Source organism: Flintibacter sp. SJQ-8 (assembly GCF_054108085.1).
On the sequence record NZ_JBPJWR010000008.1, the window covers coordinates 127032 to 152450 of the forward strand.

Here is a 25419-nt window from a genome sequence, read left to right on the forward strand (position 1 = left end):
ACCCAGTGTTTTCAAGGGCTTGCGGGCTCAAAGCCCATTTTGCCCACTTTTTTCTCTTCACTATTATGATAAAAAGATTAAAAATATATAGTAATAGGCGAAAAAAAGTGGGTTTTTGGCCACAAGTCATTTAAGGAGGAAGAAATGCCGAAAATAACATGGGATGATCTTTATACTAATTTCAAGTCGATTTACCCGAACCTCGGGCGACAGTCCCTTCGTTTTCAGCCGTATGGCTATATGATGATTCTGGTATATTTGACGGACGGAAGCCGTATGATTTACGACGACCTGCGGAAACAAGCGAAGATGTCGGCTTGATATTTCGCACAAATTCTTCTTCCTATTTTCAAGTTCCTATGCTATACTGTTCTTGCGACACAACTTCATATATTTTGACCGTTAGGGGAAGATACTTTGGTAAAAAGTGTTTTTCTCTCTTTACTCATTTCCCTTTCGGTCTTGAGGTTGTGTCGCAGCAATGAGGGATCTTCACTTTTTCGGGTGCGTTCCTTCATTGGGGCGCACTCTTTTTATTTTTGCGGAGGAATAGGAAATGGCGAACAGCAAAGAGCTTATGACGCTTGCCAAGAAACTCGGTCAGGCGGCCGTAGCTATTGGGCCGGTCGTTGCTTTAGCCGAGCCTGTCGCAGACTGGGCAAAGGATAAGATTGACGAACGCGGCGAATTGATCGAAGTACCTCGTTTATATTCCAAGGGTTTTCCCGTAAGTCTCAGCGATGGCGTGGCAACGGTAACTGCCGCGGGGCTTACTGTTACAACAAGCAAGTTGCCTCTTTCTGCCGCTCACGCAAAGTATCGGGATTGCGCCGATCAGCAAATCGTAAAAAGCGACCCTCCGCAGGGCCGAAAGGTCAGAGCCAAAAGCAACGTCGTTTTAAGCTATATTACGGAAGATGTCATTTCAGAGAGCCGGCGGAAGTTTGAAGAAGAACAGCAGCAGAAAGCCCTTGCCAAAGAGAAACGGGCTGTGAAAGCTGCTGCACGGAAACAGGCTGCTGCCGAGACGTGCGAAAAATTAAAAGACAATGTGCTTCAGGCGATGAAGCGAAAGGAGAAATCGTGAAAAAGATATTTGCAGTTTTGCTGATGCTTGTGATGGTTTTCTCGCTTGCGGCCTGCGGAGGTTCAACAGAAAAGAACCATGACGGCGAAGCGGAAACCCCATCGGGTTCAAAAATCCAGCAGGGTCGGGGCTATCAGGAAGTGGTTTCCGATTTTGAGGAAAGCGGCTTTACCAATATTCAGCTTGCTCCGATGGGCGACCTGATTACAGGCTGGTTGACAAAGGAGGGTGAAGTCGAGTCTGTCTCCGTTGGCGGCGACGAAGAGTATTCACCAAATAAATGGGTGCCAGCCGATACGGAAGTAATCATTCGTTATCATTCGTTCCCGGAGGACGATACCGGTTCCGACAGTTCTGATGCAGAAGAGAGCCAGTCGGCCGATACTGTTGATACTGGCGATGATATTTTGACAGTTGAGAATTGCGAAGCGTTGGCAAGCATGATTACTGTAAAAGCGGAGATCGACGATTCGTATAAGGCGTTTGCCGAGAATTATAAGGGGCAGACGATTTTGTTTGATAGCTGCATCACTTATGTGATGAACCACGATGACTATAAGACACGCTATGATATTTTGCTCAGCGCCGGTGATTACGTTGACGAGAATACGGCAAACCCCGGTCCGGTCTTTAAGTTCGAGGATGTGAATACCAACGGGCTTGGAATCGAAGATCTGTACCTGCCCTCGTTTGTGGCGGCTGGGAGTAACGTTCGGGTGACGGCTAAAGTGGATAGCTTCGACGCGGAGCGCGGAATATTCTACTTGAAGCCGGTGCTGGTGGAAGAGAGATAACAATTTGATATTTTAGAGATGGCCGAGATGCTTAACTGCGTCTCGGTCTTTTCTTTTGCTCTTTTTTGGCCTGCGCGAAAAATACATCCCCTTTTATGAAGAGAGGGAATAAATCGTCTGCTTTTTGGCAGAACGAGCATTCTCTCTTTTGTTTTGTGGAAAGGAGGCTCTCTGTTATGCTGGAGCGCAATTTTCAAGCCAACCTGATTCAAAAGCTGAAGCGGATGTTCCCCGGCTGCATCGTGATGAAAAACGACGCGAGCTATAAGCAGGGTATCCCCGATTTGCTGGTGCTTTATCGTGACCGATGGGCTTCTTTGGAATGTAAGAAAAGCGCCGGAGCAAAAAGACAGCCGAATCAAGAATACTATGTCGGTCGGATGAACGAGATGTCGTTTTCTCGTTTCATCTCGCCGGAAAATGAGGAGGAAGTGCTACATGAACTTCAACAGGCATTCCAATCTTGAAGGACAGCACGCTTTTCTCGGCGCAAGCAAGTACCATTGGATCAACTATGACGAAGCGAAGGTCGTAGACGTCTATTCCAATTTCCTTGCGGCGCAGAAAGGCACGGTGCTTCATGAGTTTGCCGCGCAGTGCATCCGCTTGGGGCAGCGGCTCCCGAAGTCACAGAAGACTTTGAACATGTACGTCAATGACGCCATTGGATATCGAATGACACCGGAGCAGGTGCTGTTCTATTCTGAAAATTGCTTCGGGACGACCGATGCGATCGCGTTCCGCAACAATCTGCTGCGTATTCACGATTTCAAATCGGGGGTCGTTCCTGCACACATGGAACAGCTTGAGATCTATGCGGCGCTGTTCTGTCTGGAATATACCGTGCGCCCGGCGGACATCGAGATCGAACTGCGGCTTTATCAGAACAGCGAGATCGTTTATGCGAACCCAACGGCAGATGATATTCTGCCGATTATGGAGAAGATCATCACATTCGACAAAATCATCAATAAAATTCGTGCAGAGGAGGGCTGACTGTGAACCCGATTGCGGAAGATATCCTGATGCATTACGGCGTCGGGAAAATGGAAGGCGCTCCGGGGCGGGGCAGCGGAAGATACCCCCTGGGTAGTGGAAAGAACCCCAACCAGCACAGCGGTGATTTTCTCAGCCGTGTGGAAACCATGCGGAAGTCCGGGATGAGTGAGACGCAGATCGCCGAAGCGCTCGGCATGACGACCACACAGCTTCGCGTGCAGAAGTCGCTTGCTAAGGATGAGCGCCGTTCACAGGAGGTTGCAACTGCCCGCCGTCTTCGTGACGAAGGGTATAGTCTGAATGAGATTGCGGCAAAGATGGGATACAACAGCGACTCCTCGATCCGTTCGCTGCTGAACGAAAACTCAGAGTCTCGCATGAATCAGGCGAAGACCACCGCGGAATTTCTCAAAAGGCAGATCGCGGAAAAAGGCATGATCGACGTCGGCGTTGGTGTGGAGCGTGAGTTGGGCATCTCGAAAGAGAAGCTTGACCAGGCTCTTTATATTTTGGAGCAGGAGGGCTATCCGGTCTACAACGGCCGCATTCCTCAGGCGACCAACCCCGGCAAATTTACGACGCTGACCGTGGCCTGCCCGCAGGGAACCGAGCATCGGGAAATGTATGATTTTGGGAATATTCATTCCGTGGTCGATTACGTTTCTCATGATGGAGGCGAAAGCTACGACCCGAAATGGGTCTACCCCAAGAGTATGGATTCGAGCCGTTTGCAGATCCGCTATGCGGAGGACGGCGGCATTGACAAGGATGGCGTTGTGGAAATCCGGCGCGGCGTGGACGATCTGAGCCTCGGTGAGTCGCATTATGCACAGGTCCGCATTCTTGTGGACGGAACACACTACATCAAGGGCATGGCGGTTTATTCCGACGACCTGCCCGACGGCATTGACGTGATGTTCAACACCAACAAGGCGAAGGGTACGCCGACGATGAAGGTTCTGAAGCCGATCAAGGATGATCCAACTAACCCCTTTGGGTCGCTCATCAAAGAAGGCGTTGTTGACCCCGATAAAGGCGACGGTCAAAAGGGCGGACAGAGCTATTATTATGACAAGAATGGTAAGAAGCAGCTTTCCCTCATCAACAAGCGTGCCGAAGAGGGCGACTGGGGCGAATGGAGCGATCGACTCCCTTCTCAGTTTCTTTCAAAGCAGAGTTTGAGCCTTATCAAAAAACAACTCAATTTGGCTTCCGCCGATAAGCAGGCTGAGTTTGATGAGATTTGCTCCCTGCCGAACCCGACTTTGAAAAAAGTCCTGCTAAAATCGTTCTCCGACGACTGCGATGCGGCTGCAGTTCACTTGCAGGCAGCGGCGCTTCCCCGTCAGAAGTATCAGGTCATTCTTTCGTTGACCTCTATCAAGGACAATGAAGTGTATGCCCCGAACTACAAAGACGGCGAAACGGTCGCGCTGATCCGTTACCCGCATGGCGGCACCTTTGAAATCCCAATCCTAACTGTGAACAACAAGCAGGCTGAGGGAAAAAGAGTTCTCGGAAACACCCCTGCCGATGCCATCGGTATCAACTCTAAGGTTGCCGGTCGGCTTTCCGGTGCGGACTTTGACGGTGACACCGTTATGGTGATTCCCTGCAATTCTTCCAAGAGCAAGGTGCGCATTACCTCTACCGCGGCTTTGAAAGGGCTTGAGGGATTCGACCCGAAGCTTGATTACGGAGCTGATTCCGGTGATCCTGTCAGAGTGGATAGCAAGGGCCGTGAGTATTACAGCAGGGGCGGCAAGGTCTTTCAGCGAATGAACAACACCCAGACGGAGATGGGCAAGATCTCGAACCTCATCACCGACATGACCCTAAAGGGTGCGCCTCCTGACGAGCTGGCAAGGGCTGTTCGGCATTCGATGGTCGTCATCGACGCTGAGAAGCACAAGTTGGACTACAAGCAGAGCGAGACTGATAACGGTATCATTGCGTTGAAGAAGAAGTACCAGGCTCATGCCGATGACGAGGGCTATGGGGGTGCTTCGACTTTAATATCCCGGGCCTCTTCCAAACAGGTCGTACTGAAGCGGAAGGGTTCGCCTATGATTGACCCCGATACCGGTGAGCAGAGCTGGAAGTCCGTTCGTGAGGAGTATACCGACAAGAGCGGAAAGAAGCAGGTGCGGACACAGGACAGCACAAAAATGGCAGAAACCAGAGATGCCTATTCCCTGTCCTCCGGTACCCCCCAGGAGCAGCTTTATGCAGATTATGCCAATAAGATGAAGTCCCTCGGCAACCAGGCTCGCAAGGAGATGGTCCATACCGGCAAGATCGAATACAGCGCCTCCGCCAAGGAAACTTACCTGCCTGAATACAAGTCGCTGACTGCAAAGCTGAACATTGCTTTGAAGAATGCGCCTCGTGAGCGGCAGGCCCAGGTCATCGCTAACTCCGTGGTGACGGCAAAGGAGCAGGAAAACCCCGACATGACCAAATCTGAAAAGAAGAAAGCCAAGTCGCAGGCCCTCTCTGCCGCCCGCACCTCTGTCGGAGCCAAGCGCGAGAACATCAAGATCACAGACCGCGAATGGGAAGCAATTCAAGCCGGAGCAATCAGCGAGAATAAGCTGTATCAGATCTTGAACAACACCGACATCGACGATCTCAGGGCGCGCTCTATGCCGCGCACCACAACGACGCTCAGTCAGGCAAAGGTCAACAAGATCAAGTCGATGCAGGCTTCCGGTTACAGCACATCTGAAATCGCGGAAGATCTTGGCATTTCTTCTTCGACTGTTACAAAGTACCTCAAAGGAAAGGAGTGAGCTTTCAAATGGCAAGGAAATGCGCTTTAACAACAGTTGACAATCCTTACAATCCTTTCGAGCAGTTCACTTCTTGGCTCCTCTATGACGAGGAGAAGGGGTACCATACCTGTGCTTATCTGGGAAGAATTGCCCGAACATCGAGTCAGTTGACCGAAGATGAGAACGATTTGGAAGTTGAACGCGCGATTGACGAAATCATCAAGTACGACTTCCGGAACATCTATCGAAAAGTTATACAAACCGCATCGTAAAATAATCAATGAATGAACTGTTTTCCGGAAAACAATCTTTGTTGTGTCTTTCCATTGGAGGATAGCTGATACATCAAGGCATAGGGGGAGGGTCTCTAAAATCACACCCCCTCCCTGTATCGCGGGTGTCTTCGGAAATTCTCCGGGGGAGATTTTTGGAAAGCAGTTTTGGGGCCGGGAGGGATATTTTCACTTTCCGGAGCGGCGACGTTTCAAAGGACCCACAGAGCTTAATACGGCAGCCAAGATGATGGATCTTGCCTCCTTCTTTTTTCTCCTTTCAAAAGAGATGCTGCAATGCTCTGCGGGTTCTTTGAAGCGCCGCCGCAAACTTTAGGAAAAGACCTCGGATAGTCAGAGAAACCCAAGCAATACCACATGATATTTTCAGAAAAGGAGGCAGCAAGGGAATGCGAAAAGCCAAGGCTGCGGATTGCCAGAGTTCTCGGAAAAAGATGCGGCCGGCTTTGACACCGGAAGCCAGAGAAAACCAGATGATCTCGCTGGCCGTCGACCTTGCTGAGAAACAGTTGATGGAGGGGACTGCGTCTTCGCAGGTCATTACTCACTACTTAAAGCTCGGCTCAACTAAAGAGCGTATCGAAAAAGAGATCCTTGAAAAGCAGAAAGAGCTGATCGACGCGAAGACGCAGTCCCTGAAATCTGCACAGCGATTGGAAGAACTTTATAAGAATGCATATGAAGCCATGAAGCAATACAGCGGACGAGGCGGTGACGAGGATGATTAAGACCTATTCGGAGTTATCCCGCCTTTTCACTTTTGCGGAACGGTTTCGGTATTTGAAGTTGGACGGAGCTGTCGGGCAGGATACCTTCGGATTCGACCGTTATCTGAACCAGCTTTTCTATCGCTCGCAGAAATGGAAGGATGTACGCAACCTTGTTCTTATCCGGGACAACGGCTGTGACCTCGGTCTCGACGGTTATGAGATTGGCGGTAAAATCCTAATCCATCACATGAACCCAATCACACGAGAGGACATCCGGACACTCAGCGACAATCTGCTGAACCCGGAGTATCTGATCTGTGTGAGTCACAAAACGCATAATGCAATTCATTACGGCGATGAGGGGATGCTTGCGCATTCCCCCGTTGAGCGGGCGAGAAACGATACCTGCCCGTGGAAGCAAATAAGATAGGAGGCAAGTTATGGAGAGTATCCTGACTTCTATCAAGAAGTCGTTGGGGATCGGAGCAGAGTACACTCATTTCGACGACATTCTCGTTTTCCATATCAACTCCGTATTCTCCATTCTGACACAACTTGGTGTCGGCCCCTCCAAAGGCTTTTCAATCAGCGACAGCAGCGTGGCATGGGACGATTATATCCCCAACGGCGAGACACTTCAGTTTGTCAAGACTTACATGAGTTTGAAGGTCAAGCTGATTTTCGACCCACCGCTGGTGGCTGCTGTTCTGGAAGCGACGAAAGCGCAGATATCTGAGCTGGAGTGGCGGATTCAGGTCGCAGCTGAAACAGAGAATACAAGCGGTGGCGACGCCGATCCCTACACCGGAGAATACGAGGTCGTTCCCAAAGCGTTTTCCTCGCAGACATTGGAGACTGCCAACAAGGTACTCGATGAGAATGTTGTTGTAGCGGAAGTTCCATATTTTGAGACCTCGAACACCTCCGCAGGGAAAACTGCCTACATCGCAAGGGAGGGAAATCTAAGATGAATAACCCGACATTAGTACATCACGGCGTTATCGGCATGAAGTGGGGCGTGCGCCGTTATCAGAACAAAGACGGCAGTCTGACTTCTGCGGGTCAAAAGCGGTACGACCGCGACCAACGTGAGAACGCTGCCAAGAAGAAGGAAAACCGCATTGACGTCAGCACGCCGGACCCGAAGCGCTGGGCTAAGGAAGATCTGGAGCGGAGCAAGCGGCTTGTGGACACCAGTTCGGGCCTTGTCAATCAGGCAAAGAGTATCGAGCGAAGCAGCGCGCCGAAAGCCAGAAAGACTCGTATGGACCTTTCTAAGATGAGCGATCAGGAGATGCGGGCGCAGATCAACCGCGAACTGCTGGAACGGCAGTACAATGATCTGTTCGCCAAGCCGGAAGCAGCCAAGGTATCCAAAGGACGTACTGCTGTCAGAGAGACGCTTGAGGTGGCAGGAGGCGTGCTGACAGTTGGAAGTTCTGCGCTGGGCATTGCGCTGGCAATCAAAGAACTAAAGGGCTGAGGTGAGCATTCGTGGCATTATCGAATACAGCCGTTCCAAAGTATTACGGCATGTTTCGGGATGCCGTGATGCGCGGAGAGATTCCAGTCAACAAAGAGATTTCCATGGAGATGAATCGAATTGATGACCTGATCGCCAACCCGGGCATCTATTACGACGGCGAAGTGGTAGAGGGCTGGATCAAGTATTGCGAAGAAGAATTGACGCTGACTGACGGCTCTGACCTGAAGCTGCTCGACAGCTTTAAGCTTTGGGGCGAACAGGTCTTTGGTTGGTATTACTTTGTGGAGCGCAGCGTGTATGAGCCGAATGAAGATGGGCACGGCGGGCACTACGTCCGCAAATCCATCAAGAAACGGCTTATCAACAAGCAATACCTGATCGTTGCCCGCGGCGCCGCCAAGTCGCAGTATGAGTCCTACATCCAGAGTTACTATCTGAATGTAGATATGTCCACAACGCATCAGGTGCATACTTCGCCGACGATGCGGCAGGCCGAGGAAGTCCTCGCGCCGATGCGGACAAGCATTCTGCGGTCGAGAGGTCCGCTGTTTCAATTCCTGACGGAAGGCTCTATCCAGAACACCACCGGCAATCGCGCCGAGCGGGTCAAGCTGGCTTCGACCAAGAAGGGCATCGAGAATTTCTTCAACGGCTCTCTTGTTGAGATCCGTCCAATGTCTATCGACAAGCTGCAAGGCTTGAACAGCCGTATCAACACTGTGGATGAATGGCTGTCCGGCGATGTGCGGGAGGATGTAATCGGCGCTTTGGAGCAGGGCGCATCCAAGAATGACGATTACCTTATCATTGCGGTCAGTTCGGAGGGTACGGTACGAAACGGGCCGGGCGACACCATCAAAATGGAGCTGATGGACATTCTCAAGGGCGAGTACAACAACCCGCATGTGTCTATCTGGTGGTACAAGCTGGACTCCATTGATGAAGTCGGCGACCCTGATATGTGGCTCAAGGCCAATCCGAACATCGGAAAGACCGTAAGTTATGAGGTTTATCAGTTGGATGTAGAGCGAGCGGAAAAGGCGCCTGCGGCGAGAAACGACATTCTTGCCAAGCGCTTTGGGCTTCCGATGGAGGGCTATACCTACTACTTCACCTATGAGGAAACCCTGCCGCATCGGATACAGCGGTTCTACGGAATGCCATGCGCGATCGGATGCGACCTTTCCAGAGGCGACGACTTCTGCGCGTTCACCTTTTTGTTTCCGCTTCGCGGCGGAAGCTTTGGTGTGAAGACCATCAACTACATTTCCTCGCTGACGCTGATGCAGCTTCCGCTGGCTCTGCGGAGCAAGTACGACGATTTCATGCACGAAGGCAGTTTAATCGTGCTGGACGGAACGGTGCTTGACATGATGGATGTCTACGACGACCTTGACCGGTTTATCGAGGAGAATCAATTCGATGTGCGCTGCATCGGATACGACCCTTATAATGCCAAGGAATTCATCGAGCGGTGGGCGCAGGAAAACGGCCCGTTTGGGATTGAAAAGGTCATTCAGGGCGCTAAGACAGAGTCAGTCCCTCTGGGCGAACTGAAGAAGCTGGCGGAGGAGCGGATGCTACTCTTTGACCAGGAGCTGATGACCTTTGCCATGGGAAACTGCATCGCCATGGAGGATACCAACGGAAACCGCAAGCTGCTCAAGCAGCGGCATGAGGAAAAGATCGACTCGGTGGCCGCAATGATGGATGCCTATATTGCATTCAAGGCAAACCGGGACGCATTTGAATAATCACTAAATTGTTGGGGGGGGGTACTGTGTGAACCAACTTTCTCACCATGGAATTCTCGGCATGAAGTGGGGCGTTCGCCGTTATCAGAACAAGGACGGCAGCCTGACTTCCGCGGGCAGGAAGCGATATGACACAGATATCGGCGGAGCAACAGCTAATGTCGAGCAAGCAAAGAAGCAAAAGGCGGCCGCCGCAGCCGCATACAACAAGGCGACTCTTGGCGGAATGGTCTATAACGAAAAGGCAACAAATGATTTGCTGAAAGCGACCAATCGAGTCGACTGGGCCAAAGAAAAACTGAGCTCCGAAAAAGTCAAGGAAAAGCTGAATGTAGAAACCAAGGAGAAGTCTAAGCATCGGTTAAAGCTTGAAGAGGAGTATCGGTCGAAAGGAATGTCAGAAGAGGAAGCCGCTGTTGCAGCCTATAAGCGCGTTAGGACCGAGAAGATTATTGCCGCTACCGCCGGTGTAACGATTGCCGCCGCAACTGCTTATGTTGCATATAAGCATTACGATAAGACAGTCGATAAGTTTATCAAAGCTGGAACCGAGTTGCAGAATATGTCAGGCAACAGCAATAAGGGCGTTTCGGATGCATTCTATTTCTCTATGACAAAGGGGGACAATACCAAGTATCGAGGCCTTTACGGTATGCAGATCGAGAACAGCGGGCGAAAGGTTTATGAAACCAAAATCGGAGTAAACCAGGCCATGAAAGTGGCGTCCGAAAAGTCTGCAACAAAAGCTCTGTCCGATTTGGTGAGTAAGGATGCTTCGTATCGGAAGACTTTAGAGCAACATCTGTCCGACTCCGTTGGACGCTATGCTTCCGATAAGCAAAATCGTGTTGTCCGCGAGGGTCTGAAATCCCTGTCAAAAGGCAAGATCGACGGAAAGGTCTATAATGCGCTGAATTTGACGCTGGTGGACCACAATCTACCAACTTCTTCTGCCGTTAATTCCGGGTTTTACAATAAGTTGAAATCTCTCGGATATGATGCTATCATGGATGTAAACGACAAGAAATACAGCGGCTATATGAGTTCCAAACCGATGATTGCTTTTAATGCGGCATCTAAAGCTGCGGTGAACAGCGTTCGGGAAGTCGGTCATGAAGAAATTCAGAAGGCTTATTCCAAAGGAATTATGGACATTACCGTAAAATCGCTGGTGCCTTCTGCTGCTGGAATTGCCGGTTCTGCCGGGCTGGTTGCCGTTGGACAGAAAGCCCTTCACGGGCAGGAGAACGACAAGATCGTACAGAAATACCGCAAGCACCACCCCGAAACAAATCTGTCATACGATCAAATTCTCGATAATTATTACAAATAAGGAGGCATTGCTATGAACCGGAATTTTCTTCGGTATATTCCCTATGCCGGACTTGCAGCCAGCTTGGTCGGTATTGTCCTTAGCGTTCGGAAGACTAAGAAGATGCTGATTTGCAGCCCCATGATGGATGATGGCTTGGCCGCTCCAATCATGGACTATGCGAAAAAGCATCCGGGTGTTGAAATCACCGAGGAGCTTGGCAGCAAGATACTGAAAGAGAGCAGCAAATAATAACCCAGTCTTTTCCCGTAGGTCTTAACCGACCTGCGGGATTTTTTTTGTTTTACGACAAAATCCATTTTACAAGAGGTGGTGAAGCAATGGATGAATCGTTTGGCAGCCGGCTGAAACATGCCTGGAATGCCTTCATGAACCGGTCGCCTACCTACCGCACTGCGGATTACGGCGCAAGTTATTCCTACCGTCCGGATCGGCCGAGACTGACGAGGGGAAACGAGCGCTCCATCGTCACCAGTGTTTACAACCGAATTGCCATGGATGTCGCGGCTATTTCCATTCAGCATGTGAGGCTGGATGCGAACGGCCGCTTTCTTTCTGCCATGGACTCCGGATTAAACCGGTGTTTGACACTGGAGGCCAACCTTGATCAGACCGGAAGAGGCTTTGTGCAGGACATTGCCATGTCCATGATGGACGAGGGCGTGGTGGCGATCGTTCCCGTGGACACTACGGTTGATCCAACCGTAAGCAGCTCCTACGAGATCAACACCATGCGAACCGGTAAGATTCTGGAGTGGTATCCGCAGTATGTGCGGGTCCGTATCTACAACGACCGAACGGGCAACAAGGAAGAGATCATGCTCCAGAAAAGCCAGATCGGAATTGTAGAAAACCCACTGTTCGCCGTGATGAATGAGCCGAACTCAACCATGCAGCGTCTGGCAAGGAAGCTGGCACTTCTGGATGTGATCGACGAGCAGAGCGGAAGCGGAAAGCTGGACCTGATTATCCAGCTCCCCTATGTCATCAAGACCGACGCAAGACGTCAACAGGCTGAAAAACGCCGTAAGGATATCGAAGACCAATTGTCCGGGTCAAAGTACGGGATCGCCTATACCGATGGTACAGAGCGCATCACGCAACTGAACCGTTCGGTCGAGAACAACCTGATGCACCAGATCGAATACCTGACGAGTATGCTTTACAGCCAGTTGGGTATCACTCAGGAGATCATGGATGGAACGGCCGACGACAAGACGATGCTGAACTATTACAGCCGGACGATCGAGCCCTTCGTATCAGCCATCGCTGACGAAATGAAACGAAAGTTTCTCACCAAAACTGCCCGGTCGCAGTTCCAGTCGATCGCATTCTTCAGAGATCCGTTCAAGCTGGTCCCGGTATCCGAGCTGGCCGAGATTGCGGACAAATTCACCAGAAACGAGATCCTGTCGCCCAATGAGATGCGCCAGATTATCGGTCTGAAACCGTCCGCAGACCCCAAGGCAGACGAGCTACGGAACAGAAATGTGAGCGAAGCGAACGGAAGTGAAGCCGCGAAAGCGCCGACTGAAGAAACGACCGACAACAACCAAACTGAAGGAGGAAATTCAAAATGAGGTACGATTTCAGTGGCTGGGCTACCCGTAACGATCTGAAATGCTCCGATGGACGCACGATCCGCAAGGACGCATTCAAGAGCAATGACGGGCAGACGGTCCCGCTGGTCTGGAACCATCAGCACAACGATGCAATGAATGTTCTGGGCCATGCGCTGCTGGAGAACCGTGAGGACGGCGTTTACGCCTACTGCACATTCAACGAAACGGAATCCGGCCGCAACGCCAAGCTTCTTGTGGAGCACGGCGACGTATCCGCGCTGAGTATTTATGCCAACCAGCTCAAGCAGCAGGGGGCGGATGTTCTGCACGGCGCGATCAGAGAGGTCAGCCTTGTGCTGGCCGGAGCAAACCCCGGCGCCTACATCGACTCTGTCATGTGTCATGGGCAGGAGAACGAGGAAGAGGCCATTATTTATACCGGAGAGGAGATCAGCCTTTATCACGCCGACGACGGCAAGAAGAAGGCCGAGGACGAGAAAAAGGACGATACTTCTGCTGATGGCGAGAAGAAAGAGGATCAGAAGGCCGAGGACAACAAAACTCTGGCCGATGTGTTCGAGACCTTTACCGAAGAGCAGAAGACTGTGGTCTATGCCCTGATGGGACAGGCTCTCGAAGATGCTGCCAAAACCAACGAGGACGACAAGTCCGCAAAACATTCCGATCTTGAAGGAGGAGACAATTCTATGAAGAAGAACATTTTCGACCAGACCGGCGACAACCAGTCCTTTGAGCTGAGCCATTCCGATCAGGCCAGCATCATCGGTCTTGCCAAGAATAAGAGCGTCGGCACGCTCCAGAACGCCATTTCCATGTATGCCGAGAATAACAAGGAACTGGCGCACGGCATCGACGACATTGACACCCTGTTTCCCGATTACAAGGACGTTTACCCCGGCGCGCCCGAAGTGCTGCTGCGTGATCAGGGCTGGGTGGACGTTGTGATGAGCAAGGCTCATAAGAGCCCCATCAGCCGTATCCGCACCCGCCAGACGGATGCCCGTGACGTGACCGTTCGCGGCAGCGGCTATCAGAAGACCAAGAAGAAGGCAGTCGCCCCCAACGTGAAGCTGCTCAAGCGCACCACTGACCCGCAGACGGTGTATCGCAAGGATGCACTGAACCGCGATGACATCGTCGACATCACCGATTTCGACGTGGTCGAGTATCAGTACGGCATCATGCGTTCCAACCTGAACGAAGAGATCGCCACCGCTATCATGATCGGCGACGGCCGCGAGGACGGCGATGAGGCCAAGATCAGCGAGGAGCACATCCGCTCCATCTGGCACGATGATGAGCTCTACACCATCCACACGGATGTGGACTTCGCCGCTGCCAAGGCTGAACTTCAGGGCAGCAACACCGGCGCAAGCTTCGGCACCAACTACATCTATGCTGAGGCCATCATCACCGCCGCTCTGTATTCCCGCGAGCAGTATAAGGGTCATGGTACTCCTGACTTCTACTGCACGCCGCATCTGCTGAACATCATGCTGCTGGCCCGCGACATGAATGGTCGCCGCATCTATGACTCCAAGAGCGATCTGGCTGCCGCGCTGAACGTCGGCAACATCTATACCGCCGAGCAGTTCGAGGGCCGCACCCGCACCACCAAGGATGTTTCTCCCAAGACAAAGAAGCTGCTGGGCATCTTCGTTAACATGGACGACTATCAGATCGGCGCGACCAAGGGCGGTGAGATCACCCGCTTCAACCAGTTCGACATCGACTTCAACCAGGAGAAGTATCTGATTGAGACCCGCATCAGCGGCGCGCTGACCCGCGTGTATTCCGCTATTGCGCTGGAAGAGGATGTTACCAAGACTCCCTCCGGCAGCGACAGCTCTTCTCAGACGGATAGCAACGTCTAATACCGGCAGATCGGAGGGAAATTCAAAATGGCGAAGTTTTATGGCGTGATCGGCTATGCCGTGACAAAGGAGACTGCTCCGGGCGTGTGGACCGAGGAGATCGCGGAGCAGAGTTACTACGGCGATCTGACGCGGAATATGCGCCGGCTTCAGGACTCCGGCGATCTGAACGACGACATCAATGTTGCCAATGAGATCAGCATTGTGGCAGACCCGTATGCCAATGCGAATTTCCACTCCATGCGGTATGTTGCATTTATGGGTGCCAAATGGAAGATCAGCAAGGTAGAGGTTCAGTATCCGCGGCTGATCCTGACACTGGGAGGTGTTTACAATGGCAAACAGGCGACTTGAGCTGCATGAGCTGCTGTGCGGACTTCTTGGTTCACGGCATGTCTATTTCCAGCCTCCCGAATCGGTAAAAATGAGATACCCCGCCATCGTCTACAATCTCGACTATATCGAGAACAAGCACGCCGATGACGGGGTGTATCTTTCCAACCGGCGCTATCAGGTCATTGCGATCGACGCAAATCCTGATAGTGAGCTGATCGAAAAAATCGCTTCCCTGCCCACCTGTCAGTTTAGCCGGCACTATGAGCAGGACAATCTGAACCATGATGTATTCACACTCTACTATTAAGGAGGATCTAAATTATGAGTAAACTTGTTTGGGACCAGTCCGGCAAGCGTCTGTATGAAACGGGCGTTGACCACGGCGTTCTTTATCCCATTCAGACCGGCGGCGTTTATTCCAAGGGCGTCGCGTGGAACGGTCTGACCGCCGTCACCGAAAGCCCCTCCGGTGCGGACGTCAACGACATCTATGCCGACAACATGAAGTACCTCGGTCTGGTGGGCGCGGAGAAGTTCGGCGCTACAGTTGAGGCTTACACTTATCCCGATGAATTCGCCGAGTGCGACGGCAGCGTTGAACTGGTGAAGGGTGCGACCATCGGCCAGCAGAACCGCAAGGTCTTCGGCATGGTCTACCGCACGGTCATCGGCAACGATGTTGACGGCAATGAGCACGGCTATAAGCTGCATCTGATCTACGGCGCAACCGCCGCTCCGTCCGAAAAGGCGTATAACACCATCAACGAGGACCCCGAAGCCATCACCTTCAGCTGGGAGCTGAGCACCACCCCGGTCAATGTCACCGGCCACAAGCCTACCGCTTCCCTGACCATCGACTCCACCAAGGCCGACCCCACGAAGCTGGCCGAGCTGGAGAAGATCCTGTTCGGCGACACCGAAACCGAGCCTCGTCTGCCTCTGCCTGATGAGATCGCGCAGCTTCTGAACGTTGCCTGATGCACTGAATTATGAAAACCGGGGAGTCGTATTCCGTTTGGCGGGCGGCTCCCCAACTTTTTACTTTTGAAAGGAGAAACCCACTATGCTGAAATACCCTATCACTTACACTGATTATAACAACGTGATCCGCACGGAGGACTTTTATTTCAATCTGAATAAGGCCGAGGTCATGGAAATGGAGCTTGGCACCACCGGCGGGTACACCGAGATGATCCGCAAGATCATTTCCGCGCAGGATACGCCGACACTGGTCACCGTATTCAAGGAATTCATTCTGAAGGCATACGGCGAAAAGTCTCCCGACGGCAAGCGCCTGATGAAGTCCAAGGAGATCGCGGAGGCTTTTGCACAGACGGAGGCTTACTCTGAGCTGTTCATGTCCCTGGCGACCGATGCGGACAAGGCCGCGGCTTTCATCAACCAGGTGCTGCCGAAGCAGATGGACAGCGTCCACGCACAGCCTGCGGCAACGAACTGACAACGAAGGAAATGGAGGATAAGAGATGCTCCGAATCACGATTCCGGAAATGGAATTCTGGGATGAGAGAAAAGAGGAGTTCCGCTATACCAAGGAGCAGACGCTTCAACTGGAGCATTCTCTTGTTTCTCTTTCAAAATGGGAGTCCAAATTCTGCAAGCCGTTTCTCTCCAAGCAGGAAAAGACGCTTGAGGAGACCATTTACTATGTAAAATGCATGACGCTGACGCAGAACGTGAACCCCGACGTTTACAACCGCCTTACCGATGCCAACATCGAGGAGATCAACCGCTATATCGAAGCGCCCATGACTGCAACCCGCTTTTCCGACGAGAAAAACGGACGGCCGGGGCGTGAGCAGATCACGGCGGAGCTGATCTATTACTGGATGATCGCACTGAACATCCCGCCGGAATACCAGAAATGGCATTTGAACCGGCTTTTGACCTTGATCAAGGTATGCGAGGTCAAGAACCGGAAGCCGAAGCGGAAGAGTCAGGGCGACATCATGAGGCGGAACGCCGCCTTGAACGCGGCGCGCAGAAAACAACTCAACACAAAGGGATAAGGAGGAATGCGGCTATGACTGCTCAGCAGCGGCTGATCGCCACAGCAAGAGCCGAAATCGGTTATCTGGAAAAAGCGAGCAACGCACAGCTTGACGACAAAACGGCCAATGCCGGAGACCGTAACTGGACCAAGTATGCAAGAGATCTGGATGCGCTCGGTTTATACAACGGGCCGAAAAACGGCTACGCCTGGTGCGATATGTTCTGCGATTGGTGTTTTGTCAAGACCTTTGGACTGGAGAAGACGCTGGTGATGACCGGGCAGATTCTCGACGGCTACGGCGCAGGATGCACGGAGAGCGTGCGCTACTACAAAAATCTCGGCCGTTTCTTCACCCAAAACCCGCAGAGCGGAGATCAGATCTTCTTCTCAAAGGATGGCGGCAAGTCTTTTTACCACACCGGTCTTGTGGAAAAGGTGGAGAATGGACGGGTCTACACCATTGAGGGTAATACCTCCAGCGCGGTGGGCGTTGTGGAAAACGGTGGCTGCGTCCGAAACAAGTCCTACGCATTGAGCTACGAGAAGATCGGCGGTTACGGCCGCCCTGACTATTCCATCATCACAGAGGAGGAAGACGACATGGACCAGGCAACTTTTGACAAGATGTTTGCCACTTCGATGAGCAAATACCGCGGTGACCTGCGGGACAACGACAGCGGAAGCTGGAGCCAGGAGGCGAGGGACTTTGCCATTCGGGAGGGCCTTTTCGCCGGAAACGGCACCTGCGCTAAAGACGGACAGCCGAACATGATGTGGGAGGATTTCCTGACCCGTGAGCAGGCTGCCCAGCTTCTTTACCGCTTTGCCCGAAAATACGGGCTGGCATGACGATGATCTCTCTGCATGGAAAGCGCCTTGCCAAAAAGAAGCGCCGCAGCGTGATCGACCATCTTGCCGGACTCGGATTTACCAACCGACTGGCGCTTTACATTATCGCATTTCTTGCGGCGGGATTGATCGGCGGCTTTTATCTTGCCAGAGAGAGTATTCAAACCGGTTATACCGGCGCGCTAATGTGCTGGACGGTGGTTTTTACCCCAATCGGGACCGCGGCCAGTCTTGTGCTGGGGAAAATCGTGACAAAGAGCACGATCGAAAACTGCGGAGCTGACGGAGAGGGCATTAAATACGCAGCCGCGAAAGCTGCCGGTTTCACGACCGCCAATCAAGAGGGTTCGGAAGAGAGCCCCGCTATTTAGGAGGAGAACGCATTATGGATGCACTAAATCTTTCGGTACTGCTGAGCATTATTGCCGGTATCACGGTGATGACCAATATCATCGTGCAGGTTCTGAAAAAGATCACATGGGATAAGATCCCGACTAATCTTCTGGCACTTATCATCGCCGAGGCGCTGACGCTTGCGTCCGGAGGCGCTTACGCGCAGATGAACGGCATTGTACTGACCTGGTATCTGGTTGTCGGTGCAATCGTTGTCGGGTTCATGGCGGCTTATGCCGCAATGTTCGGCTTTGATAAGCTTCAGGAAGTTCTGAAAGGACTCCAGAAGAAAGCAGAATAAACAGGAGGCCGGAATGATCACATTTCGACAGCAGGGCGACTTTTCCAGACTGACGCGGTTTCTGGAACGGGCCAAGGAAGCGGTGAAGCTTGGCGACCTCGATAAATACGGTCAGGCCGGCGTGGCCGCTCTGGCTGCCGCAACGCCTGTCGATTCGGGTTTGACGGCTAAATCGTGGTCCTACAAGGTCGCGAACCGGGGCGGCGTCGCCACGATCACATTCAACAATTCCAACATTCAAAATGGTGTCCCCATTGCCATCATTCTGCAATACGGGCATGGAACGGGGACCGGAGGCTGGGTACAGGGACGAGATTACATCAACCCTGCGATCCAGCCCATTTTTGACCGCATTGCAAATGACGCATGGAGGGAGGTTACAAAGACATGAGCACGACGGTTGACGAAAGAGTCGTAGAAATGCGATTTGACAACAAGCAGTTTGAAGCTAACGTGCAGACGAGCCTGTCTACGCTGGAAAAGCTGAAACAGAGCCTGAATCTGGAGGGCGCTACCAAAGGGCTTGAAAATGTCAATGCAACGGCCAAGCGGTTTGATATGTCCGGTGTGTCCGACGCCGTGGAAACAGTCAAGGCGCGCTTTTCGGCGCTGGAGGTCATGGGTATAACCGCCCTCGCCAACATCACCAATTCGGCGGTCAACGCTGGAAAACGGATGATAGAGTCTTTGACCATTGCGCCAATCTCACAGGGGTTTGACGAATACGAACTGAAAATGGGTTCGATCCAGACCATCATGATGAGCACCGGAGCATCGCTGGAGGAAGTCAACAAATACCTGAACGAGCTGAACACTTATTCTGATAAGACAATCTACTCGTTTCAGGACATGACCTCCAACATCGGTAAATTCACCAATGCGGGTGTCGGGCTGGAAGATGCCGTCATGGCCATTCAGGGCGTTTCCAACGTGGCCGCGGTCTCCGGCGCAAACACCAATGAAGCCTCCCGTGCCATGTATAACTTTGCACAGGCGCTGAGCGCCGGTTATGTCAAGCTGATCGACTGGAAGTCCATCGAAAACGCCAACATGGCGACAGTGGAGTTCAAGACACAGCTTCTGGAGTCCGCCGTAGCCTGCGGCACACTGACAAAGACTGCCGACGGCATGTATAAGACGGTCAAGGGCAATGTGATCGACGCGACGCACGGCTTCAACGACAGCTTGCAGGACCAGTGGATGACGACAGATGCGCTGGTCGGAACGCTGCGCCAGTACGCCGACGAAACGACTGAGATCGGTAAAAAGGCGTTCGCAGCGGCACAGGACGTTAAGACTTTCAGTCAGCTTATGGATACGCTGAAGGAAGCGGTCGGTTCCGGCTGGGCCATGACATGGGAGATCCTGTTCGGCGACTTTGAGGAGGCAAAGGTCCTGTGGACCAGTCTGAGCACCACCATCGGCGGGTTTATTGATGCGCAGTCAAATGCGCGCAACGAACTGCTGAAGGGCTGGAAAGACCTCGGCGGCAGAGCAAAGCTGATTGAGGGGCTGAAGAGCGCCTTTGAAGGGCTGGTCAGCGTCATCAAGCCGATTAAGGAAGCGTTCACCGCCATGTTCCCCGCTGTCACGGCACAGCGCATTTACGAACTGACGGACTCCTTCGCCAAATTTACCTCCAAGCTGAAGCTGAGCGACACCGCATCGCAGAACCTGAAAGACACCTTTTCGGCATTGTTTGGCGCGGTGGAACTGATCGGTGAAGCATTCGGCGCCTTATGGAACGCCTTTGCCCCTGTCCGGGCAGAAGCGGGTGCTTTGCTGGAAACCATCCTTGGCTTTACCGGGGAAACCGGACGAATGGTTACAAACGTGGAGGAGCTGATCCGCGAGGGCGGACTGTTCACCACGATCGCCAACGGAATTGCAGCGGCGCTCAGTGCGATCATCAGCGGCATCAAAATGGTGAAGCAGTTTGTCAGCGAAAAGCTGGCGGCTGTTGGCTTTGAAACTTTCCATGCGCTTTTGGAACGCGTGCAGACACGGCTGAGCCAGATCGGAAGCGGCGCCAGCGACATGAAGTCGGCGGTTACGGATGCTTTTGCATCCATCGGCGCATCGCTCTCCAATTCCAAATTCTATCAGATGATAGAGGCGATCGGCAAAGCGCTGAAAACTATCGGCGGCGGTATCGTCAGCGCATTCGGCTCCGCTGCTGGAAGCATCATCGACAAGCTGAGCAACGCTAATTTCAGCGGGATCATCGACCTGCTCAACGGCATTTCCCTCAGCGCCATCGCCGTCGGCATTACGAAATTCCTGAAAAGTGCGAAAGACCTTGTAGACACCGGTGCAAGCATCAAGGAGTCTATCGTCGGCATTCTGGACAGTGTCAAGGGCTGCTTCGAGGCGTGGCAGCAGGACATTAAAGCCGGTACGCTTATGAAGATCGCTACGGCGGTCGGTATTCTGGCGGCTTCGCTGGTGGCGCTTTCCTTTATCGACAGCGACAAGCTTGCAGCCTCTCTTGGCGCGATCACGGTGCTGTTTGCCGATCTTATGGCATCCATGGCTGTGTTCAGCAAGATCGACGTGATGCAGAAAGGCATTACCCGTTCCTGCGCCGCCATGCTGGCCATGTCCATTGCAATCGGAATTCTTGCCGGCGCTATGGTTACGCTCGGTAGTCTTGACTGGGAGGGCGTTTCCAGAGGACTGGTAGCAATCGCCGGATTGTCGGCTATCGTGGTGGCATCGTCCAAGGCGATGTCCACCGGCAGCGGGCAGATGATCAAGGGCGCAGGCAGTCTTATTTTGTTCGCCGGAGCGGTCAAGATCCTATCTTCCGTCTGCGCGGAACTGGGCGGCATGAAATGGGAAGAGATGAAACAAGGGCTGCTCGGTGTTGGCGTGCTGCTGGCAGAGATCGACGTATTTCTCCGGACAGCGAAGTTCGGGAGCGGTGCGATCAGCACGGCGGCGGGCATCGTTGTACTTGCTGCGGCAATCAAAATACTGGCTTCCGCGGTTAGCGACCTTGGCGGCATGGACTGGGAGAACATGAAGCAGGGGCTTCTCGGTCTCGGCGCGGTGCTGGGCGGTCTTGCTGTCTTTACGAAATTCACCAGCGGCGCACAGAACATGGTGGGTATCGGAGCCGGTCTTATTCTGGTAGGTGCATCCATTAAGATCTTCGCCTCTGCGATCGGCGATCTGGGTTCTCTTGACCCCGGTCAGCTTGTACAGGGGCTGACGGGAATGGGCGTTGCTTTGGCTGAGATCGCTATTGCGCTGAAGGTCATGCCGAAAAATACCATCGCAGTCGGCGCGGGCCTTGTCGTGGTCGGTGCGGCGTTGGAACTGGTGGCCGACTCGGTCGGAAAGCTGGCAAAGCTGACCTGGGATCAGGTTGAAACAAGCATGGTGACACTTGGCATTGCACTCGGCGAACTGGCTTTGGCATTGAACCTGATGAACGGCACGCTTGCCGGTTCTGCGGCACTTTTGGTCGCGGCCGGTGCGCTGGCGATCCTTGCACCGGTGCTGAGTCTGCTGGGCGCTATGAGCGGCGAGGCGATCGCCAAGAGCCTTATCACGCTGGCGGGCGCTTTCACCGTGATTGGTGTAGCAGGTGCAGTGCTTTCACCCGTTATTCCCGCCATTCTCGCCTTGTCCGGCGCTCTGGCGCTGATCGGCGTCGGCGTATTGGCACTCGGTACGGGACTTCTGGCGGCCGGAGCAGGCATTTCCGCACTGGCTGTCGGCATCACCGCATTGGCGGCATCCCTTGCAGCAGGGGCAACCGGCATCGTAGCTTCGCTGAGCATGATCGTTCTCGGCTTTGCCGACCTTATTCCAGCAGTAGCGGTGAAAATCGCGGAGGGCGTCGTTACCTTTGCTACGGCTATCGCGTCTGCCGCTCCCGCGTTGATCGCGGCGGCTACGACGGTGATCCTCTCCTTGATGCAAGCCATTCAGGCAACAGCCCCCGCTATCATGGACACGGTGGCAATGCTGCTGACGCAGCTTCTTTCCACCATCGCAAGCTATCTTCCGCAAATCATTCAGTCCGGCTGCGACATCATCGTTAATTTCCTGCAAGGAATCCGTAACAACATTGGACAGATCGTGGAAACTGCGGTTTCCGTGGTGCTGGAATTTGTCAACGCGGTAGCCGCGCAGATCCCGGTGGTGGTCAACGCCGGATTTGATCTTATCATCAACTTTATCGACGGGCTTGGACAGGCTATTGAGGAGAACACCCCAAGGCTTGTGGAGGCGGTCGTCAACCTTGGCGGGCATATCATTAACGGTCTTGTCAAGGGCATTTCCAGCGGCGTGAACGCAGTCAAGGATGCAATCGTGAATGTAGCGCAGAATGCCATCAACGGATTCAAGAACTTCCTTGGCATCAACTCGCCGTCCAAAGTCTTTACGACTCTCGGCCAGTACACGGTGGACGGCCTGATCAACGGCGTTCAGAACAAACTCAAGAGCGCAAAGGAGTCGATGGAGCAGCTCGGCACTACGCTGCTCAACGGCATCCGGAATTTCCTCGGCATTCACTCGCCCTCTGTCGTATTCCGTGAGGAGGTCGGCAGGTACATTGTACAGGGTATTGCCGAGGGCATCAAGAGTGACATGAGCGCCGAGGAGGCCGCCGAACAGAAAGCGAAGAACATTGTCAATGCGTTCAAGACCGAACTGGACAAGCTGAGCCTTGACACCACTACGGCCGACCTTGAATACCAGCTTTGGGAAAAGCTGAACCCCAACGCCACCAGCGCGGAAAAAGCGGCCATGAACATGAACCTGTTGGCCAACAAGCTGGAACTTCAGGCAAGCCGCGTTCAGTTGGCACAGGGCGAGTATCAGAACACTCTGGAAACGCTTGGCGCCACCAGCGAGAAAACGCAGGAGGCTTACAACAAGCTGATCCAGGAGCAGCTTTCCCTTGCTACACTTGCCGAAGAACTGCAAAGCGCCCAGCAGACCGAGGTGGAGCGGAACCGGACGGCCTTTCAGGCTTATGCCGACTATCTCAACGAGTCTCAGGACGATCTGCTTCGTCTCGGCTTTACCATGGATGAGATCAAGGCCGCGGCGCAGGAGCGTTCCGGCTGGGACCCCAACTCCATGGTGTCTAATATGGACATCGACGTTCAGCAGGTAGTCGCGGCGGCAATGGGCAGCGTGCAGGTAGCGTATCAGAGCAACGTTCAGTCGACTTTCAGCGGTCTTATCACGCAGACCACCGGCATCGGCACCAGCATGGCACAGGGCATTGGGACCGGCGTTCAAAATGGCACCCCACAGGCGGTCAATTCGCTGCAAACGCTGGCAACCACTTGCTCTGCCAAGATCAATGAGCAGTACCCAACCTGGGTGCAAGGTGGCAAGTATCTGGTGGACGGCTTTGTGCAGGGCATTCGGAGCAACATTGAAGCGGCGGCTGCGGCAGCTGCGGAAATGGCGATGGCGGCTTATTCGGCAGCCATGGCTTCCATCGAGGTGGCATCTCCCTCCAAGAAATTCGCGGAACTGGGTATGTACGCCGATCTTGGATTTGCAAAGGGTCTGAGGGACTATGCCTACCGCGCGGAAAAGGAATCCGCCGATATGGCAACAAGCAGTCTGACCGGAGCGACCTCTATCGTTTCCAAGCTGTCCGACGCCATCAACGGCAATCTGGATGCCGAACCAACCATTCGTCCGGTTCTTGACCTGAGCAGCGTGGAGCACGGCGCAACCCGTCTGAGTTCTCTGCTGAGTCAGAGCAAGGCTGCGACTATCCGCATCGGCATGGCACCAGAGGAGGAGCGCGGCACAGACACCGCCGGCAGTTCCAGAGCCGGAAATACTTACACCTTTACCCAGAACAACTATTCGCCGAAGGCGCTTTCCCGTCTCGACATCTACCGTCAGACAAAGAACCAGTTCTCGGCGCTGAAAGGAGCGGTGAGCAGAGCATGATCAAAGCGATCACGGTGACAACGCCCAAGGGCGAGTCGCTGAAGCTGACATTGGCAAACCCAGAAGAGTCCGGGCTCATCGTGAAATCCATCGAGGGGCTGGGACCGAGCAAGGCAAACATCAACACCACGGAGCTGGCAACGATGGACGGCAGCGTCTATTCCTCAGCCAGAACCACGGAGCGCAACATCGTTCTTACGCTGGCGATGATGTTTGCGCCAACCATTGAGGACAGCCGTCAGAAGACCTACCACTTCTTCCCGGTCAAGGGAAAGGTGAAGCTGGTGATCGAAACCGATAACCGGCAGGTACAGACGGAGGGCTATGTGGAGTCGAACGAACCGGACATTTTCAGCGAAGCGGAAACGGCACAGATCTCTATTCTCTGCCCCGACCCGTATTTCTACGATGCGTCCGGTTCGTCGACGCTTTTCATGGACGCTTCGGCGCAGTTCGAGTTCCCGTTTTCCAACGAATCGGTGACGGAACCCATGATCGAGTTCAGCATTATCCGCATCGACTCCAGAGCGATCATCAACTATGAGGGCGACTCCGATACTGGACTGATCATCACGCTGCATCCGGTGGCGACGGTATCGGACATCACCCTCTACAACGTAACCACCAAGGAATCCATGGCAATCGACACCGACAAAATCGCCGCGATCACGGGCATCGCTTTCGCACCTGGGGACGACATCATCATCTCCACGATCAAAGGCGACAAGTATGTGCGGTTGCTGCGAAACGGATTCTACATCAACATCATCAGCGCGCTTGCCAAAGACGCGGACTGGCTCCAAATCACGCCGGGTGACAACATCTTTGACTTCACGACCGATTCCGCCGAGACCAAGACGAACCTGATGGTGACTTTCAGTTATCGAAAGGCTTACGGAGGTGTGTGA

At 53.2% G+C, this 25419-nt stretch carries 26 protein-coding genes; all 26 read left to right on the top strand.

The window, feature by feature from the left end; genetic code table 11:
• Positions 1-556 precede the first annotated feature (556 nt).
• The 26 genes from ACSAMP_RS05480 to ACSAMP_RS05605 all read left to right on the top strand — a co-directional run bounded on the left by ACSAMP_RS05480 (position 557) and on the right by ACSAMP_RS05605 (position 25419).
• Entirely contained in the window at positions 557-1087 is a 531-nt protein-coding gene (locus ACSAMP_RS05480; protein WP_227109811.1) for a hypothetical protein, read from the top strand.
• Complete coding sequence (locus ACSAMP_RS05485; protein WP_147562144.1) at positions 1084-1881, top strand: DUF4839 domain-containing protein; 798 nt, start codon at positions 1084-1086, stop codon at positions 1879-1881. The genes ACSAMP_RS05480 and ACSAMP_RS05485 overlap by 4 nt, the downstream gene beginning before the upstream one ends.
• 176 nt (positions 1882-2057) lie before the next feature.
• The gene (locus tag ACSAMP_RS05490) at positions 2058-2348 is read left to right on the top strand and encodes a hypothetical protein (RefSeq protein ID WP_147562145.1); all 291 of its coding nucleotides are present in this window, start codon (positions 2058-2060) and stop codon (positions 2346-2348) included.
• Positions 2320-2877 carry a PD-(D/E)XK nuclease family protein gene (locus ACSAMP_RS05495; protein ID WP_147562146.1) on the top strand — a complete coding sequence of 186 codons (558 nt, stop codon included), beginning with the start codon at positions 2320-2322 and terminating at the stop codon, positions 2875-2877. The genes ACSAMP_RS05490 and ACSAMP_RS05495 overlap by 29 nt, the downstream gene beginning before the upstream one ends.
• Before the next feature lie 2 nt (positions 2878-2879).
• Entirely contained in the window at positions 2880-5672 is a 2793-nt protein-coding gene (locus ACSAMP_RS05500) for a helix-turn-helix domain-containing protein (protein WP_457799769.1), read from the top strand.
• A gap of 8 nt (positions 5673-5680) precedes the next feature.
• Positions 5681-5926 (top strand): hypothetical protein, encoded by a 246-nt coding sequence (locus tag ACSAMP_RS05505; protein ID WP_227109807.1) that lies wholly within the window; start codon positions 5681-5683, stop codon positions 5924-5926.
• Between the two features lie 410 nt (positions 5927-6336).
• Positions 6337-6675 (top strand): hypothetical protein, encoded by a 339-nt coding sequence (locus ACSAMP_RS05510; protein ID WP_147562149.1) that lies wholly within the window; start codon positions 6337-6339, stop codon positions 6673-6675.
• Entirely contained in the window at positions 6668-7087 is a 420-nt protein-coding gene (locus ACSAMP_RS05515) for a hypothetical protein (protein WP_410100896.1), read from the top strand. The genes ACSAMP_RS05510 and ACSAMP_RS05515 overlap by 8 nt, the downstream gene beginning before the upstream one ends.
• A gap of 10 nt (positions 7088-7097) precedes the next feature.
• Positions 7098-7628, top strand: a complete 531-nt coding sequence (locus ACSAMP_RS05520; RefSeq protein WP_457799770.1) for a phage head-tail connector protein — start codon at positions 7098-7100, stop codon at positions 7626-7628.
• Positions 7625-8140, top strand: a complete 516-nt coding sequence (locus ACSAMP_RS05525; protein WP_418690820.1) for a DUF7211 domain-containing protein — start codon at positions 7625-7627, stop codon at positions 8138-8140. The genes ACSAMP_RS05520 and ACSAMP_RS05525 overlap by 4 nt, the downstream gene beginning before the upstream one ends.
• Before the next feature lie 11 nt (positions 8141-8151).
• On the top strand, positions 8152-9897 hold the full coding sequence (locus ACSAMP_RS05530; protein ID WP_457799771.1) for a terminase TerL endonuclease subunit: 1746 nt from the start codon (positions 8152-8154) through the stop codon (positions 9895-9897).
• A 28-nt stretch (positions 9898-9925) separates the two neighbouring features.
• Complete coding sequence (locus tag ACSAMP_RS05535; RefSeq protein ID WP_418690818.1) at positions 9926-11230, top strand: DUF7211 domain-containing protein; 1305 nt, start codon at positions 9926-9928, stop codon at positions 11228-11230.
• 12 nt (positions 11231-11242) lie between these two features.
• The gene (locus tag ACSAMP_RS05540; RefSeq protein ID WP_418690817.1) at positions 11243-11461 is read left to right on the top strand and encodes a hypothetical protein; all 219 of its coding nucleotides are present in this window, start codon (positions 11243-11245) and stop codon (positions 11459-11461) included.
• Positions 11462-11550: 89 nt separating this feature from the next.
• Positions 11551-12810, top strand: coding sequence for a phage portal protein (locus ACSAMP_RS05545; RefSeq protein ID WP_418690816.1), 1260 nt, complete (start codon positions 11551-11553; stop codon positions 12808-12810).
• Positions 12807-14687, top strand: a complete 1881-nt coding sequence (locus ACSAMP_RS05550) for an HK97 family phage prohead protease (protein ID WP_418690815.1) — start codon at positions 12807-12809, stop codon at positions 14685-14687. Before ACSAMP_RS05545 ends, ACSAMP_RS05550 begins: the two co-directional genes overlap by 4 nt.
• Positions 14688-14714: 27 nt before the next feature.
• Positions 14715-15041 carry a DUF7253 family protein gene (locus tag ACSAMP_RS05555; protein ID WP_227109800.1) on the top strand — a complete coding sequence of 109 codons (327 nt, stop codon included), beginning with the start codon at positions 14715-14717 and terminating at the stop codon, positions 15039-15041.
• On the top strand, positions 15022-15330 hold the full coding sequence (locus ACSAMP_RS05560; RefSeq protein WP_147562159.1) for a hypothetical protein: 309 nt from the start codon (positions 15022-15024) through the stop codon (positions 15328-15330). Before ACSAMP_RS05555 ends, ACSAMP_RS05560 begins: the two co-directional genes overlap by 20 nt.
• A 14-nt stretch (positions 15331-15344) precedes the next feature.
• The gene (locus ACSAMP_RS05565) at positions 15345-16001 is read left to right on the top strand and encodes a hypothetical protein (protein ID WP_147562160.1); all 657 of its coding nucleotides are present in this window, start codon (positions 15345-15347) and stop codon (positions 15999-16001) included.
• Positions 16002-16086: 85 nt separating this feature from the next.
• Positions 16087-16482, top strand: coding sequence for a hypothetical protein (locus tag ACSAMP_RS05570; protein ID WP_147562161.1), 396 nt, complete (start codon positions 16087-16089; stop codon positions 16480-16482).
• A gap of 25 nt (positions 16483-16507) precedes the next feature.
• Positions 16508-17050 carry a hypothetical protein gene (locus ACSAMP_RS05575; protein WP_147562162.1) on the top strand — a complete coding sequence of 181 codons (543 nt, stop codon included), beginning with the start codon at positions 16508-16510 and terminating at the stop codon, positions 17048-17050.
• A gap of 14 nt (positions 17051-17064) precedes the next feature.
• Complete coding sequence (locus tag ACSAMP_RS05580) at positions 17065-17883, top strand: CHAP domain-containing protein (protein ID WP_457799772.1); 819 nt, start codon at positions 17065-17067, stop codon at positions 17881-17883.
• Positions 17880-18254 (top strand): hypothetical protein, encoded by a 375-nt coding sequence (locus ACSAMP_RS05585; RefSeq protein ID WP_347526611.1) that lies wholly within the window; start codon positions 17880-17882, stop codon positions 18252-18254. Before ACSAMP_RS05580 ends, ACSAMP_RS05585 begins: the two co-directional genes overlap by 4 nt.
• Before the next feature lie 14 nt (positions 18255-18268).
• Entirely contained in the window at positions 18269-18577 is a 309-nt protein-coding gene (locus ACSAMP_RS05590) for a hypothetical protein (protein ID WP_418690811.1), read from the top strand.
• Positions 18578-18590: 13 nt separating this feature from the next.
• Positions 18591-18968, top strand: coding sequence for an HK97 gp10 family phage protein (locus ACSAMP_RS05595; RefSeq protein WP_418690810.1), 378 nt, complete (start codon positions 18591-18593; stop codon positions 18966-18968).
• Positions 18965-24511 (top strand): tape measure protein, encoded by a 5547-nt coding sequence (locus ACSAMP_RS05600; RefSeq protein ID WP_418690809.1) that lies wholly within the window; start codon positions 18965-18967, stop codon positions 24509-24511. The genes ACSAMP_RS05595 and ACSAMP_RS05600 overlap by 4 nt, the downstream gene beginning before the upstream one ends.
• Positions 24508-25419 carry a phage tail family protein gene (locus tag ACSAMP_RS05605; protein WP_418690808.1) on the top strand — a complete coding sequence of 304 codons (912 nt, stop codon included), beginning with the start codon at positions 24508-24510 and terminating at the stop codon, positions 25417-25419. The genes ACSAMP_RS05600 and ACSAMP_RS05605 overlap by 4 nt, the downstream gene beginning before the upstream one ends.

Excerpts from the sequence above, each read along its gene's own strand:
- ACSAMP_RS05510 (WP_147562149.1), top strand. The coding sequence starts at position 6,337 with ATGCGAAAAGCCAAGGCTGCGGATTGCCAGAGTTCTCGGAAAAAGATG.
- ACSAMP_RS05600 (WP_418690809.1), top strand. The coding sequence starts at position 18,965 with ATGAGCACGACGGTTGACGAAAGAGTCGTAGAAATGCGATTTGACAAC.
- ACSAMP_RS05490 (WP_147562145.1), top strand. The coding sequence starts at position 2,058 with ATGCTGGAGCGCAATTTTCAAGCCAACCTGATTCAAAAGCTGAAGCGG.
- ACSAMP_RS05590 (WP_418690811.1), top strand. The coding sequence starts at position 18,269 with ATGGATGCACTAAATCTTTCGGTACTGCTGAGCATTATTGCCGGTATC.
- ACSAMP_RS05515 (WP_410100896.1), top strand. The coding sequence starts at position 6,668 with ATGATTAAGACCTATTCGGAGTTATCCCGCCTTTTCACTTTTGCGGAA.
- ACSAMP_RS05580 (WP_457799772.1), top strand. The coding sequence starts at position 17,065 with ATGACTGCTCAGCAGCGGCTGATCGCCACAGCAAGAGCCGAAATCGGT.
- ACSAMP_RS05560 (WP_147562159.1), top strand. The coding sequence starts at position 15,022 with ATGGCAAACAGGCGACTTGAGCTGCATGAGCTGCTGTGCGGACTTCTT.
- ACSAMP_RS05565 (WP_147562160.1), top strand. The coding sequence starts at position 15,345 with ATGAGTAAACTTGTTTGGGACCAGTCCGGCAAGCGTCTGTATGAAACG.
- ACSAMP_RS05525 (WP_418690820.1), top strand. The coding sequence starts at position 7,625 with ATGAATAACCCGACATTAGTACATCACGGCGTTATCGGCATGAAGTGG.
- ACSAMP_RS05570 (WP_147562161.1), top strand. The coding sequence starts at position 16,087 with ATGCTGAAATACCCTATCACTTACACTGATTATAACAACGTGATCCGC.
- ACSAMP_RS05605 (WP_418690808.1), top strand. The coding sequence starts at position 24,508 with ATGATCAAAGCGATCACGGTGACAACGCCCAAGGGCGAGTCGCTGAAG.
- ACSAMP_RS05495 (WP_147562146.1), top strand. The coding sequence starts at position 2,320 with ATGAACTTCAACAGGCATTCCAATCTTGAAGGACAGCACGCTTTTCTC.
- ACSAMP_RS05545 (WP_418690816.1), top strand. The coding sequence starts at position 11,551 with ATGGATGAATCGTTTGGCAGCCGGCTGAAACATGCCTGGAATGCCTTC.
- ACSAMP_RS05480 (WP_227109811.1), top strand. The coding sequence starts at position 557 with ATGGCGAACAGCAAAGAGCTTATGACGCTTGCCAAGAAACTCGGTCAG.
- ACSAMP_RS05505 (WP_227109807.1), top strand. The coding sequence starts at position 5,681 with ATGGCAAGGAAATGCGCTTTAACAACAGTTGACAATCCTTACAATCCT.
- ACSAMP_RS05595 (WP_418690810.1), top strand. The coding sequence starts at position 18,591 with ATGATCACATTTCGACAGCAGGGCGACTTTTCCAGACTGACGCGGTTT.
- ACSAMP_RS05585 (WP_347526611.1), top strand. The coding sequence starts at position 17,880 with ATGACGATGATCTCTCTGCATGGAAAGCGCCTTGCCAAAAAGAAGCGC.
- ACSAMP_RS05520 (WP_457799770.1), top strand. The coding sequence starts at position 7,098 with ATGGAGAGTATCCTGACTTCTATCAAGAAGTCGTTGGGGATCGGAGCA.
- ACSAMP_RS05540 (WP_418690817.1), top strand. The coding sequence starts at position 11,243 with ATGAACCGGAATTTTCTTCGGTATATTCCCTATGCCGGACTTGCAGCC.
- ACSAMP_RS05555 (WP_227109800.1), top strand. The coding sequence starts at position 14,715 with ATGGCGAAGTTTTATGGCGTGATCGGCTATGCCGTGACAAAGGAGACT.
- ACSAMP_RS05550 (WP_418690815.1), top strand. The coding sequence starts at position 12,807 with ATGAGGTACGATTTCAGTGGCTGGGCTACCCGTAACGATCTGAAATGC.
- ACSAMP_RS05575 (WP_147562162.1), top strand. The coding sequence starts at position 16,508 with ATGCTCCGAATCACGATTCCGGAAATGGAATTCTGGGATGAGAGAAAA.